Annotated in this window: 10 protein-coding genes; 2 read left to right on the top strand and 8 right to left on the bottom strand. The window is 49.0% G+C overall.

Going from position 1 to position 15080, the window contains the following annotated elements:
- Positions 1–4 precede the first annotated feature (4 nt).
- From NP603_RS04240 to NP603_RS04220, 5 genes are read right to left on the bottom strand one after another with little or no spacing between them, the layout of a single operon-like run.
- Complete coding sequence (locus NP603_RS04240) at positions 5–1558, bottom strand: XrtA system polysaccharide chain length determinant (protein ID WP_256609684.1); 1554 nt, start codon at positions 1556–1558, stop codon at positions 5–7.
- A gap of 58 nt (positions 1559–1616) precedes the next feature.
- Entirely contained in the window at positions 1617–2288 is a 672-nt protein-coding gene (locus NP603_RS04235; RefSeq protein ID WP_256609683.1) for a polysaccharide biosynthesis/export family protein, read from the bottom strand.
- Between the two features lie 21 nt (positions 2289–2309).
- A complete protein-coding gene (locus NP603_RS04230; protein ID WP_256609682.1) occupies positions 2310–4730 on the bottom strand; it encodes a tetratricopeptide repeat protein in 2421 nt (806 codons plus the stop codon).
- A gap of 40 nt (positions 4731–4770) precedes the next feature.
- The gene (locus NP603_RS04225; protein ID WP_256609681.1) at positions 4771–5508 is read right to left on the bottom strand and encodes a PEP-CTERM/exosortase system-associated acyltransferase; all 738 of its coding nucleotides are present in this window, start codon (positions 5506–5508) and stop codon (positions 4771–4773) included.
- A 32-nt stretch (positions 5509–5540) separates the two neighbouring features.
- Positions 5541–6014: a Crp/Fnr family transcriptional regulator gene (locus NP603_RS04220; protein WP_256609680.1), complete on the bottom strand. Its 474-nt coding sequence runs from the start codon at positions 6012–6014 to the stop codon at positions 5541–5543.
- Positions 6015–6091: 77 nt separating this feature from the next.
- Here NP603_RS04220 and prsK point away from each other — a divergent pair, with 77 nt between their 5' ends.
- A complete protein-coding gene (prsK, locus tag NP603_RS04215; RefSeq protein ID WP_256609679.1) occupies positions 6092–8185 on the top strand; it encodes an XrtA/PEP-CTERM system histidine kinase PrsK in 2094 nt (697 codons plus the stop codon).
- The gene (gene prsR, locus NP603_RS04210) at positions 8185–9552 is read left to right on the top strand and encodes a PEP-CTERM-box response regulator transcription factor (RefSeq protein ID WP_256609678.1); all 1368 of its coding nucleotides are present in this window, start codon (positions 8185–8187) and stop codon (positions 9550–9552) included. The genes prsK and prsR overlap by 1 nt, the downstream gene beginning before the upstream one ends.
- Before the next feature lie 21 nt (positions 9553–9573).
- On the opposite strand, the gene NP603_RS04205 is transcribed toward prsR, so the two are convergent.
- From NP603_RS04205 to NP603_RS04195, 3 genes are all read right to left on the bottom strand, one after another.
- A complete protein-coding gene (locus tag NP603_RS04205; protein ID WP_256609677.1) occupies positions 9574–10347 on the bottom strand; it encodes a PEP-CTERM/exosortase system-associated acyltransferase in 774 nt (257 codons plus the stop codon).
- A 146-nt stretch (positions 10348–10493) separates the two neighbouring features.
- Positions 10494–13805: a transglutaminase family protein gene (locus NP603_RS04200; RefSeq protein ID WP_256609676.1), complete on the bottom strand. Its 3312-nt coding sequence runs from the start codon at positions 13803–13805 to the stop codon at positions 10494–10496.
- Positions 13802–15058 (bottom strand): hypothetical protein, encoded by a 1257-nt coding sequence (locus NP603_RS04195; protein WP_256609675.1) that lies wholly within the window; start codon positions 15056–15058, stop codon positions 13802–13804. Before NP603_RS04195 ends, NP603_RS04200 begins: the two co-directional genes overlap by 4 nt.
- Positions 15059–15080 lie beyond the last annotated feature (22 nt).

Here is a 15080-nt window from a genome sequence, read left to right as displayed (position 1 = left end):
CGCCTTACTTTAGTATTTCTAGCGCCATAAATCCAATGTATCCGGCGACCAACAACAGCAAAGTCGAGACCATTATCCAGTCTATATTTGTTGATTTACTTATGCCCTGGGAAGTCAAAGAAATACTCCCTAAAGAAGGGAGCCCCGTCACAACTCTCACTTGTCGCGCTGACATGAATACCGGACGAATAAAATAAATTAAAAAAGCAACGCAAAACCCTATTACAACGCTAACTAATAACGCTAATGAATAAAATAACTTTCTGTTAGGGAAGCTAGGCTTATCCGGTTTACTCGGCGGATCGGCGATTTTGAATTTCAATCTTGAAGTTTGATCATCCACCCGTTCGGTGATATGGGCCTGCTCCCTTCTTTCTAACAACTCTGAATACTTGCCACTAATCGTTTCATAATCCCGATTTAAATTTTTCATTTCTGTCTCGATAGTCAACCTTTCATTCAAACCCTCCTCTAGTTTGGCAATTCTTTGGCGGATAGACTCTACCAGCGCTTCATTTGAAGCAACTTCGGCCTGGGCATTATCGAAGCCCATTTTAAGCGCCTGGACGTAAGGGTTCGTCATTTTGGCCGGCGCTATCGAAGACTGGTCTTCGCTTTTGCTTTCCTTATTCGCCAACGCTTGTTTACTTGCCAATTCCTGCTCTTCTTGCCCCTTCAAAGTGTTTATCAATTTATCGATTTCTATGATAGATGGATGTTTTTCGGTATATTTCAACAATAATTCTGTTCGCTTGTCCTTTAGCGATTCAATTCTCGCATTATCAGCAGAAGAGACTTCTTGCGATGCGGTGGGAATACCCCAGTCCTCGTCCGAGTCGCGCACTTCCGCTACCTGTTCTGCCAGCACATCTCTGCGAGAGATCGCTTGTTGAAGCGCGGTATTAGCATCCTGATACTGCTCTTTCATCTTCTGTAACGCCTGAAATTGGTCAGTATCGTTCAATAAATCCATATTAGTTCGTTTAAACTCCTCCTTTGCCTTTTCCGCATCCTGCAGCCTGATTTCATAATCCCGAATTTGTTGTTCGATGAATCTTTGCGCGTCGCTGGCATCCGCCAAAGCTTTACCTTCAGTTTGTTCTGAAAACACCGTTAACACTGCTTGAACGACACTCCTGGCAACTTCAGGATCTCTGGAACTGAATGCTATGTCGAATATATCTCCCCGACCACCAGCGATAGTAATATCTTTTTTAAGCCTCTCAATTAAATCCGATTTTCCACCAAATTCTTCTTGAATTCGACTCAACTGTGACAACTCGATGATTTTTTCTAAATTCGGCCGAGTAAACATCAACTGCTGAATTATTCGTATTAAAGAAGATATATCTGGCTCAATTACCATACCTCTCATTAGAGGCCTAATCACAGTTGCTGAATCTATATGAACTTTTGCTTTAGATTCAAACCTATCTGGTATCATAAAAATATAAGTCCAAGCACCTATGCAAACTGCTAGAGCAAATATAAGGGCCACTCGTTTATATTTAAGCGTACCTTTTAAATAAAAGTAAATTTCGGAGAGATCTTGCTGCATAACTAAAAGACCTTAAACTTATTCAAAATTAATATGACCCAACGCCCCGAAAAATATATTAAAAATAAGCATCGGGAATAATCAAAATATCCCCAGGCATCATCAAGGCATTAGCCGTCAAATCAGCATTATCAATAAGATCATTAATTCGCACCGCATAAGACTTAAGCTCCCCGTTGATATTGCGTATAACACTGGCCCTGTTTCCATCGGCATACTGATCGAGTCCGATTTGAATAATTACATCCAACAAAGTCATACCTCTTTCGTAAGGTATTGACTTCCCCTGGTAGCGACCAATCCCGCCGCCACCAGCCCCTCCAGCGCCACCGCCGCCGCCAGCTCCGCCGCCGATTCTACCGATGATTCTAATCTGCTGATCCCTAACACCTTTGAAACCTCCAACCATAACTACGACCTGAGGACTTTTAACATAGGTAGACAGTACCTTTTCAATATCCCTCGCCAATTCGAAAGGCGTTTTACCACTCGCCAAAAGCTCCTCGACCAAAGGAACTGTTATTTTTCCATCAGGCCTTACGGCTGCCGACGTCGATAGTTCAGGATTTCCCCATACGAATATGTTGACACTATCTCCGGGCCCGATTCGATAGGTGTAGTCGGAAGCTTGCTGTATGTCTTCAAGCAATGGCTGTGCACATCCGAAAAAAAACGCGCAAGCTAGCACTACACCCCAAGCAACAAAGAACTTTTTGAAAATTATCAACATGGCCTACTATGAATGTCTAATTTATTTAGTTACGGAATGTTCAATCTCGATCAGCATCTTCTTGGCAAGATCCTGTCCGGAAAAGCCTTTCTTCTGCCTATCTGATAAAGCGATAGCTTGCTTTAATTCGGATACCGCAGTTGCTTTGTTGCCACTATGGAAGTGAGCAATACCTAAATGGTACCTAACCTCAGGTAATTTCGGCTCTTTAATGACGAGTTCTTCCAGTAACTTTAGTCCCTCTGCAACTTTACCGGATCGCACAAGAGCCCAAGCATAAGTATCTTGAAAATAGGGGTTATCGGAGTCTTTAATCCTCTCGGCCAAGGTCATACCTTTGCCCAAATCATCTTGATTATCCGATTCTAAAAGTAAAGACGACAAATTATTGATAGCAACGTCGACATCAGGATGCCTATCAAGCAATTCCTCGTATATTTTCTTTGCATTCAGCTTTTCGTTGGCTTGCTCGTAGAACCCTGCCAACGCCAAAGCTAACTGCAAATCGTCCGGATTGACTTGTAAACCTTTTAAATATGTTTGTCTGACGGATTCACCGTTTTCACCAGATAAGACTTGGACCTTAGCCAAGGCCAAATAACTGGAAACCGATTTAGGGAATCTATCGATTTGCCCGGTGAGTAGTTTTTGGGCTTTTTTGTAATCTTTATTACCCAAATAAACGTCGGTCAAAACGCCAACAATTGCAGAACTATCCGGATACTTTTCATGGTGCTTTTCCAAATAGAAAACTGCCTTTTCCTTCTGTCCGGACGCATCATAGCTTCGCGCTAGGTTTATCAGAGAGTTGATATGCCCTGGAAACTCTTGCAGTATCTTTTCGTATAATCCAATTGCATCGGTGTATTTCCCTCTACCTTGCAAAACATTTGCTTGAAGATAAATCGGCACCGCTTTTTCTTTGGAAAATAGCGCTATTTTATGCACGACATCCTGTGCCTGATCCCAGCGTTTTTCTATAATATCGAGCTCTGCCTGGCTGATAAGGAAATTAATTTGATTTGGTTTTAATTTTAGAGCTTTATCCAAGACTTGCCTCGCAATGTCTCTTTGCCCAGCCAGAATATATGAACTAAAGGTATTGGTAAAAGCGACTAAGTTTACCGGATTAACTTCCAGCGCTTGCTTGAAATATTTATCAGCAGTCTTGCGATCTTTTTTAACTTGGTATGCCTGCCCTAAAAGAGCGTATACCTCGTCTAAATTTGCTTTGTCCCAGACGAGCTTGTTGAGTAACGTGACAGCCTCGTCAGGATTGTTTTCCACCAACAATAGCCTTGCTCTCAAGAGCTTGGCCGGAACAAATTCCGGATTCGACGCAAGCATTTGATCAACAATACCTTTTGTACCATCGTATTGCTTGGCTAGCATGGAGGTTTCCGCTATTAAAACTTGTGCCGTTAACCCCAAATCGCTATTCCCTTCAAACGCAACGACCTTCTCCAATCCATTTTTGGCGGCGTCTATAAACCCGTTTGCCATCATCCACTTCGATAACTCGACAATCGGAGCAGTTTGACGCTGATGACGATTTACCATAGACTCATACTCTACAGGCACTCTATCTTTGGCTTTGGCATTAAGAAACTCTAGCAAAGTAATTTCAGAATCGGGCTTATAACCTTCCTTATCGATAACATCGCGAAGTAAGGATTCTGCCGAATCCAACTTGTCCGTCATGGAATAAATAGAAGCCAGACTCAGCTTGAAATTATTGTTATCCGGGTATAACCCGACGAGACTCTTATAATCTTCAATTACTTTATCAACATCACTGTTAGCTGCATTTATTTTTACCCTAAACAAACGTAAAGCTATATTCTTACCATCTTTACTTAAGCCTTTCTCGATTAAATTCAAAGCCTCGGCTGTCCGATTTGCTTTGTAAGCCAAAGCCGCCGCTAAAGACAATACATCGACGTTGTCTTGGTTATTCTTCAAAAGTTGCTGTACAATTTTTTCGGCTTGATCGGCTTTCTCCTGCTTGACATAAACAGAAGCTTCAATGATACGCGCTTCCAAATTATCGGAGTCCTTAGCCATTACCGCTTTCGCCTGCTCTAAAGCTTTCTCCAAATCGCCAAACAAAACGTGCAGCTTTCCCAGCTTTATTTTGGCATCAACTAGGCTCTCGTCCAATTCGAGAGCTCTAATCAAATTTTGCTTCATAGCCTTGTAATTGTTGGCCTTCTCATCCAGCAAAGCCATGTAATAGTAAGTTTCTCCTCTTTTGTCGTCACTTTGGTTAGCGCTTTTCAACTCCAGGAAAGCTTTATCCAACTCCCCTTTCTCGATGAAGTCTTTCCCTTTTTGCAGATGGCTGTCGGCAGTTTCAACCGGCGAATTACACCCGAACAAAAGCAGGGCACAGATCAACGCCAAACTTTTATCGACATTATCCTTATATTTTCTTATCACCACTTACCAGTACTCCAAAAATACAATTACAATTTCCAGTACATCATTCAGCGATGTTTTGTTTGATCCATGTATACAGCTCGCGCAACTCCGCATGCATGTTTGCCAACACCGATTGCGTTGTAATAAAGTAGGGTGCGCGAATGCCATGATAGTCAATGTCTCTACCGACCCGCTGAAAATCAATACCTGACCGATGCATCATTCTCGGTAAAAACGGCTCCATCATAGCAAACACGTTGGTTCGCCTATCGATTTCTGTCAAAACGGTTGCAGCAAAAAAACACGCGACCGCAATACTCGAAAAAGTCCTCTGTTCTTGCGCGGAGAAATGCAACCCATTAATTTCGCCGAAACGAGTCAAGCTCTCACCCGTCCTTCTGCGAAAAGCCCCATCGACCGCCAATCTGGAAATTTCGCACACCGTGCTCCTGTCAAGCTCAAGTTTGCCCAGCGCATTGCGGTCCAAGCTTTTGCCGCAGTATTTTTCCAATGGCAACGGAGCTTCGGATTCAGCGCCCAATGCGGGAACCAACCTGACGCAACCGGCGGGCAAGCCGGTTTGGACGTGCGTAATCAAACAATGGCGGGAAATTTGATCGTACTCGTCAACCTCGAGTTGGTCTATAAAATGCTCCTGCGATTCATACTTAAATTCTTCGCAATACACTCTGTATCTTATTCGAAAGACTTGCTGTTTTTGAGCAACGGTTTCCGCTAAGGAAACCTTAAAATAGCGACTAAAGCTTTCGGCTAATGACAGCTTTTGTGCAACGTCCATTCTACGCGCTCTCTAAATAGTTCGGCTATCGACTACAAATATTTATCGATATCATGAGCTTTAATGCCCCACGCCAATAAATGCTCGATACGATCGTTTGCCAAACCCAACCGCCTCGACATTGTTTGAAACAACTCTTTCAGAAACAAATATCCCTCAACAGGATGGTCGTCCATGTAAACGCTCAACATGTCGCTCCGAATTTCCAGCAACTGAACGTCAGTCACAGAAATAACCGATGCCGTACGTTCCCTCGATTCATAAAGACATACGTCCCCGAAAACCGCTCCGGCTTCCAGATCGCACAAACCGGGGCTTACCCGTTTATTACCGTCCAGTTCCGCTCCACCCAAAACCCTGACAAGGCCTTCTTCCAAGTAAAACAAAGTTTTTCCTCGATCACCTTTCTTGACAATAGTGGCGCCCGCACCGAGCCTGTATCGCCTCCAAGCGCAACCCTCTTTAAACAACGGATTCTTAAGCACGTCACTAAGTATCTCTATCATCGGATGAAACCATATCAATAACGCTGGCTCGCTGGTTATAATTGCCAAGGAAGAGTGGAACCACCAACGACCGGCAGATGGAAAACTACATTTATTACAGCTACTTGACCGCCAGCGTCGCGTATGGACTCTTATTGGTTTTCGTTATCTTCAACAAAAACCGGCATTACCCTTTCATAATAGCAGTTCTCTGCTCGGCCATATGGTCAACGAGCGTGACGTTTGCTACGAAAAGTAGCCACCACTTTTTTGCCGACACGCTAGCTCATGAAACCATACGCAATGGATCTTGGTTTTTTTTGTTAGGAGCCTTGCTTTCCAAGCAACGTTACAACAATTACAAGCAATTATTCTTAGGTCGAACCAGTATAGCGATCACAGCATTGGTTTTGATAATTCTAAGTTTGGAATCATTCCCGCAATCGTTGAAATTGGCTACAAGCATCATGGATACCGATCCTAGATTTGCCGGACATGTCGTCTTTGCGGTTCTTGGATTAATTCTGGTTGAGCAACTTTACCGAAGCACCCCATTAAAACAGCGGTGGAACCTAAAATTCCTCTGTGTAAGCCTCGGAGCGGTTTTTGCCGTTGACTTGCTGGTTTACAGCAAATCTTTATTGTTCAACCATCTGGACTTTGCACTTTGGCAGTCACGGGGCATCACAAATGCCCTGATAACCCCATTTTTGGCAATTACATCTACCCGGCTTAAGCTTAACAGCGGGGGCACGGAACTGACAACACCCCGTAAAACTATTTTTTACACCACAATTCTATTCGGGTGTGGCGTATACCTAATTTTGATGTCATTTGCAGGGTTTTACATCAAACGCGCCAATACTGAATGGGGAGAGACGGCGCAGGCCGTGTTCATATTTCTCGCTTTGTTGTTATTGATCGTACCGTTCACATCAGGCAAGATCAGGGCCTTGACCAAAGTCTACTTTAGCAAGCATTTTTTTCATTACAGTTACGACTACCGCGAGGAATGGCTCAAAATCAGCAAAGCCTTGGCAAAACTGGAGTCCCTGGAAGAATTGAAAGGTTTCATCATCAGTACGTTGACCGATTTAGTGGAAAGCACGGGCGGCGGATTGTGGCTAAAAAACGATCAAGGTAGGTTTTTCCTGGCCGCCGAACAAAATCTGAGATTAACGCCGCAGGAAATCGATTACCTGCACAACGTCGGCGACCTCCCTCTCTATTTGGCCAACAAACAGTGGGTTATAGACTTCTTTGAACTATCTCATGCCCCCGAGGTTTACGATGACATCGACCTTTCGCCTTGGTGCTACGAAGATAGCCAAGTCTGGCTGATAGTACCGTTATTCCACCTGAACAAGCTGGAAGCGTTCGTGGTACTGACCCAAGCCAGGGTCCCCAGAAAGCTGAATTGGGAAGACCACGACTTATTGAAAACCGTAGGCATGCAACTCGCCAACGCGTTGGCCCTGAACCGCGCTAGTGAGGAATTGGCCAACAACCGTCAATTCGAAACCTACCATCGGTTATCCGCATTCCTGGTGCACGATTTGAAAAATTTAGTCGCGCAAATCTCATTGATTGTCAGAAACGCGGAAAAACACAAACATAATCCGGACTTTTTCGACGATACGATCGACACGCTAAATAACGTCGTCAAAAAAATGCACCACATTGTGGAACAATTGAAACAGGGAGAACCGCAAGCCGCAACCAATAGCGTAGTCAACCTAGCCACCATTGTCCGCTCTATTGCTCAGCAGCACTTGGGATCGCCGCCGGTGACACTGGACACCAATCTCGACGAATGCCCTGTATCGGCGGACAAAATCAAACTGACCAATATACTTACCAACCTGGTACAAAACGCCCAGGACGCAACGCGAAACAGCGACGGCTGGGTTAAGCTTGAATTAACAAAAAACCAAGACTATGCTCAAATCAAAATCATGGATAACGGCGTAGGCATGAACCAGCAATTCATATCGGAACGCCTGTTCAAACCGTTCGACACCACTAAAGGTAACGCCGGCATGGGAATAGGCGCTTACGAAGCTCGGGACTATATAATCAAAAACTCGGGCCACATTCGTGTCGACAGTAAACCGGGCATGGGCACTACATTCACAATACAGCTTCCATTAGCGAAACGCATTTCCGATACCCCCAAGGAATTAAGGAATTAATGACCCAATCGAGACTATTGCTCGTTGTCGAAGACGACCCGGGCTTGCAAAAACAGTTGAAATGGAGCTTCGAAAACTACGAAGTCGTCGTTGCTGGTAACCGGAACGAAGCCATTGCCGCAATCAGAAGGTATACGCCCAGCGTTGTTACTCTGGATTTGGGATTGCCGCCGGATCCGACCAATGCCAGCGAAGGCCTGGCTACATTACGGGAAATTCTGGCACTGGCCCCAGCCACCAAGATAATTGTCGTTACCGGCAACGACGACCGCGCCAACGCGATTCACGCTGTAGCACTGGGCGCCTACGATTTTTACCAAAAACCGATCGACCCAGACATTCTCGGTTTGATAATCGAACGCGCCTTTCAATTGGATGCGTTGGAACGCGACTATCAAAACCTACAATTGCAGAAGCCGCTACACGGGGTAATTGCCACCAGCCCGCAAATGCAGGCGGTAATGCGGATGGTCGAGAAAATTGCCCCAACCCAAGCCACGGTTCTACTGCTTGGCGAAAGCGGCACCGGTAAAGAACTGCTGGCCAAAGCGCTGCACCGGCTCAGTTCCCGGGCCGATCAGCCGTTTGTCGCCGTTAATTGCGCGGCGATACCTGAAACCCTGCTGGAAAGCGAATTGTTCGGCTACGAAAAAGGAGCGTTTACCGGCGCGGTGGCTCAAACCAAAGGCAAAATCGAATACGCCCAGGGAGGCACCTTTTTTCTGGACGAAATCGGCGACCTACCTTTCGCGTTACAAGCCAAATTGCTTCGTTTCATACAGGAACGCGTAATAGAAAGACTGGGCGGCCGCAAGGAAATCCCGATCGATGTCCGAATCATCTGCGCGACCCACCGAAAATTACCCGACCTGATCGATCAAGGCACTTTCCGCGGCGACTTGTATTACAGGCTGAGCGAAATCGTCGTGGATATTCCGCCTCTGCGCGAACGCGAGGGCGACATTACCACCATCGCCAATGCTTTACTGCAACGCTACTGTCGGGAAAACAACATGAAGGAAAAACATTTTTCCCATGATGCCGCACAAGCGATGGAAGCCTATCACTGGCCCGGGAATATCAGGGAGATGGAAAACAAAATCAAACGGGCGACAATATTGTCCGACGGCAACTTCGTCACCGCCGCCGACTTGGAGATCGGACTCCCGGCTGAAAATACCATGCCGCTTAACCTGAAATCGGTTAGGGAAGCCGCCGAAACCGTAGCCATCAAACGCGCCCTGAATTATGCCGATAACAACGTATCTGAAGCAGCTAAACTGCTGGGAATAACCAGACCCACGCTGTATGGTCTGTTCGAAAAATACGGCTTACAAGGGCTGGTCCGAAACCATTCCGAAGATTAACCTCGCATTCTCAGCAAGCAATCAAGCACGGGACACGAAAGATACGACCCCGATTTGCCGCAAGTCCCGGCCGCCGTAGCGAACCGCACGCGTCTCAGCCAATTCCGAATACAAGCGGTAATCTTGTTTATAATCTTGTAGCCATAGCGGGTTTTGCAAAATGTGCTGGACACTCAAACGGTAGGGCGTGCGCTGTCCGCGGTGATCGCAAGCGTCGCCGATTTGACGCATCCGAAAACCTTCCTTATTGACAAAATACGCCAGCGCCGGCGTTACGAAAATAAACCAATCGTCAATGCCGTTTCGCGCCGAGTATACCGTCGCCGCCCGGTAAAGCCCCCACATGATGCTTCTATTCAGGTTTCGGTAATCATGTAAAAAACTGATATTTCCCGGCTTAGCCTCAAACTGGGAATGAGTTTTTCGTAGCGCAAAACGCCTGGCCTCTTTAACCACACAGAGCCGAGAAATTTCTACGGCCTGACCGTAACAGGCCTTGGAAAGACTGCGATAAGGCGTGCAATGCTCCTCGAAAGGGAAACGTCGCCGATCCGGCTTGACCAGCCGTAACGCTCCTAGCCATTCCCCACTAAATTTATGCCTGACTAAGAAATGTACCGAGTAAGCGTCCCACTCGTCGCGTTCGAGTCCGTCCGGGAAAAGCTGCTTGTCTTCGAAGCCCATCTCATCGCAATAGACTCGGTAGCGGATGCGGTAATGGATTTCTTTTGCCTCAGGCGTATCGGCTAAAAAAACCTCGAAACAGCCGTCAAAAGTAGGCGGATTATGAGTCACGCGGCACCACACTTAATAAATTTGTTTAACAAGTTCAAATAACTATGGAAACTTTTTCACAAGCTATTTCAAGATGGTATATCAATTCTATTAATTTTAAAACCGCTTGACAAAAAACCTTCACCGCCGCCGAGATGGCAAGTTAGCTAGCGGGCATTCCAGCGCAAATCCAGAGTCAACGGATAATCCCGATTTAGCTCTTCGGCAGGCACTTCCACCGCTCCGGTACTCGGCGTGTAACCGTGCCGCAAAAACCGGCTAACCCGCCGGCCTTCGGCTTCATAGGCGTTCACCGGCAAGGTATCGTAGTTGCGCCCTCCGGGATGACTGACGTAGTACGTGCAACCACCCACCGAACGCCCGTTCCAGGTATCTATCAAGTCGAATACCAAGGGGGCCTGTACACCGATGGTCGGATGCAAGGCCGACGGCGGATTCCAGGCCCGGTAACGAATGCCGGCCACCATCTCGCCTTGCTTTGCCGTGGGCTGCAGCGGCACACGCCGTCCATTACAACTTAGTAGATAACGCTCGCCCATCGCGCCATTCAGCGAAACTTGCAGACGCTCGACAGAAGAGTCGACATAACGTGCGGTGCCGCCACTAGTGATTTCCTCGCCCAACACATGCCAAGGTTCGATTGCCTGATGCAAATCCAGCTGCAAATCGCCTACCCGCAAACTACCAATGTGCGGAAACCGGAACTCCAGAAACGGCGCAAACCATTCGCTTTTGAAATCGTAGCCGGCCGTCTGCAGATCGAGCACGACATTCTTTATGTCGCTGGCAATGAAATGTGGCAGCATATATTTGTCATGCAATTGCGTGCCCCAGCGCACCAAAGGTTTCCGGTATGGCTGACGCCAAAACCACGCGACCAATGTTCTGAGTAACAACATCTGCACCAGACTCATCCGGGCGTGCGGCGGCATTTCGAAAGCGCGCAATTCCAATAGACCCAATCGCCCCGAGTCGCTACCGGGCGCGTAAAGCTTGTCGATGCAAAACTCGGCGCGGTGGGTATTACCGGTCATATCGACTAACAGATTGCGCAACAGCCGGTCCACCAACCATGGCGCCGGCACCTCCCCCTCCGGCATCTGTTGGAACGCTATTTCCAGTTCGTACAAGCTGTCGTTACGAGCCTCATCAACCCGCGGCGCTTGGCTAGTCGGACCGATGAACAACCCGGAAAATAGATAAGATAAAGCCGGATGGTGCTGCCAATAGGTGACCAAACTACGCAACAAGTCCGGACGGCGCAGAATTGGACTGTCTGCCGGGGTGATTCCGCCCAGCGTGACATGGTTGCCGCCACCGGTACCGGTGTGGCGACCGTCCAACATAAATTTTTCGGTACTCAAGCGGGTCAAGCGCGCATCTTCGTAAAGCGTTGTCGTATTTTCGACCAATTCTCGCCAACTGCCGGCGGGATGAATATTGACCTCTATCACCCCCGGATCGGGCGTCACCGGCAAGCGGATCAAACGCAAGTCGTGCGGCGGCTGGTAGCCTTCGATCACCACCGGCAGTTTCAAGGCCGCGGCGGTGGCTTCCACCGAGGCGATCAAATCCAGATAGTGCTCCAACTCGTTGGTCGGCGGCAGGAACACATACAACCGCCCTTCCCTGCTCTCCACCACCAGTGCGGTATGCGGTATCCAGAGAGGGTCGTTCGAGTCGCGCTTGTCCACTGCATCCATTTCAGGCGGATGCCATTCTTGCTTCGCCGTCTGGCTATAGCGCCGGCTGACTTCCGAGTCGATATCGCCTAAAGGTTCGACCGAATCGTACAAACTGCGCTCGACCGGTTGCTCCCGGCGCTCGAAGGGTACCCACGGCAAACTGTTCAACGGCAAGCGCAAACCCATCGCCGAATCGCCTGGCAACAGATACATCTCCCCGCGACGGAAAGACCAGAGCGCGCTGCTCCAGGATCGATTCTTGTAACTCCAATGCAATGGTAACGCGAAGCCGACCGGAGCTCCTAAATTACCACTCAAGACCCTGGCCAGACGCTGCCGCTCCAGGTCGTCGGTCAGGTCCGCCTGTTTCGGGTCCAGATTGGCCGGCAACAGGCTTTCCTGGTGCAAATAATGTAAAGGATCTTCGTAACCGGCAACGATACAGTTGGCCTTCAAGCCCAAACGCTTGATCAACTCGCGCATGAACGACTCGGCTTGTAACGTCGCGAATCCGTAATCCCGGCTTTCGTCGGCCAGCAATCCCGGATTTTTCCAGACCGGTACGCCGTCCTTGCGCCAGAAACAAGCCAGCTGCCAGCGCGGTAACGCTTCGCCCGGATACCATTTGCCTTGGCCGAAGTACAACAAACCGCCCGGTGCAAAACTCTCGCGCAATCGCCGAATCAATTTGCCCGCCAGCTTACGTTTTTCCAAGCCGTCGGCAGCCGTATTCCATTCCGGCGCATCCATGTTGTCGATCGAGACGAAAGTCGGCTCGCCGCCCATCGTCAGCCTCACGTCTCCGGCCAGCAATTCGGCGTCGACTTTCTCGCCCAGAGCATCGATCTCGGCCCATTGCCGTTCGGTGTAGGGTTTGGTGACGCGCGGATCTTCATGAATCCGGCTGACGCGGTTGGCAAATTCGAAGCGCGTCTGCGCCTCTCCGGTAAATCCGCCGCTGACCGGCGCCGCACTGACGTAATCGGCGGTACAGGCCAACGGTATGTGCCCTTCGCCGGCAAACAACCCCGAAGTCGGATCCATACCGATCCAGCCGGCGCCCGGAATGTAGACTTCGGCCCAGGCATGCAGGTCGGTGAAATCGTGGTCGGTACCGGACGGCCCGTCCAGCGCTTTGACGTCGGCGACCAGTTGCACCAAATAACCGGACACAAAGCGCGCCGCCAAGCCCATGTGTCGCAGCACTTGCACCAACAACCAACCGGAGTCGCGGCAGGAGCCCAGTTTCTTTTGCAAAGTCTCCTCGCAACTTTGCACACCCGGCTCCATCCGGATCGAGTAAGCCACCGCCTGATTGACCGCCCGGTTCGCCGCAACCAGAAAATCCACCACCCCTTGTTCGTTACGCGGCAAAGTTTTCAGAAAATCGATCAATAACGGACCTTGTTCGCGAATTTCCAGATAAGGTGCCAGTTCCTTGGCCAGTTGCTCCGGATACTTGAACGGATATTTCTCGGCGTATTCCTCCAGGAAAAAATCGAACGGATTGATCACGGTCATTTCGGCGATCAAATCCACCTCAATCGACAGTTCCCGGGTTTTTTCCGGAAACACCAACCGGGCCAAATAGTTGCCGAACGGATCCTGCTGCCAATTGATAAAGTGTTTTTCCGGTTTGACCCGCAGCGAATAAGCCGAAATCGGCGTCCGCGAATGCACGGCCGGCCGCAGGCGCAACACGTGCGGCGTAAGTTGCACCGGCTTGTCGTAGAAATAACTGGTCTTGTGGTTTATCGCGACCCGAATACTCATGCATTCACCAATGGATTGGCGGCTTCGCTTTCAGCCTGTAATAGACGCAAGTTTTCCTCCACGCCGGCGGCATGGGTCAATTCGGCAACATTCTGCTTGGTAAAGAAACCGTCGAAATCGCCGAACCGCTGCACATATTCGATAATCAACGACGAATGCTCGGAAGCGCTGGAAAAAATCTGCTTCAACCCTTCTTCCCGCGAGCCGATCACGTCGAGCAGGAAATCCTTGCCTCGGGCCCGAATCGCATCCACCACGTAATCGATATTGGCCCGGTTGCCGGTCTCGCCGTCGGCGACCGCCAGCGCTAAGTGGTGCAGACGCGGCCCGTAATTGCGTACGAAGTTTTCGGTCGGCGACGGCAATCCCACCAAATGGTTGACGAAATACGGCTGGTTTGCCGCCGTGAACACCTTGGCCGGACTGATGCGCTCGTCGGCATAATGGATGCTCTTGGTGACGTTGGTCGACGAATTCTGGTTGACGATATCGTACGAACCCCAATAGTAATAACTGGACAACGTCAGATATTCCAGGATAGCCACTTCCCGGTTCTGGCTATAGACCCGCGTCGCCAAATGATCGATCGGCCTGATCAGCTTATCCAGCCCCAATTCTTCCTGAATGGCTTTGGCCTCGTGATAACCGCGATTGACCTCATCCAGGATCACACTGTTGCCCAGGGCGTAAACCCGAATGTCTTCCGGCGGCCGCTCCCAATAGGCGACGATGTTATGCGTGTACGGCGACGGCTTGACGATCGCCATATTACCGGGCAGTTCCAGTTTACGAATCTGATCCTGATTGAAAAAACGGATTTCCCGGCTTTTTTGCTGCTCCACCACTTCGTGCAGATTGCTGACCCGGAAAATCTCGCCCATATAGCGCGAGTTGGGTTTGTGCGCCCCTATCGGATAGACCTCGTTCAGACTGCGAAAAATATCGCCTCGCCCCGGATCGCGCACTTCCCGCACCAGCAAGTCCGGCGACTCCATATCGATGCGCAGGATATGGGTCCAGTGCGACTCCGACTCCAACGTCACCAGATAATGGTAGGGCGTCATCAAGGCCAACTCGCTGACGTAAGCCGCCGAACAGCCCGGCTCGACTGTAATCATCAACGCATCGATCTCGCGAATCATTTCGGTCAATCCGGTGCGGTCGCGGTTTTCCAACAAGCCAACCAGAAACTCGTCGAACCAAGCCGAGTTGGCCTTATCGCCCTGCTTGGGGTGAATCAATGAATTAACCATCCTGTTTCCTCTAACACTTGTT

Origin of the sequence: Methylomonas aurea (assembly GCF_024505045.1) — a bacterium.
GTDB classification, from domain to species: Bacteria; Pseudomonadota; Gammaproteobacteria; order Methylococcales; family Methylomonadaceae; genus Methylomonas; species Methylomonas aurea.
This window is presented reverse-complemented; position numbering and strand designations above follow the sequence as displayed.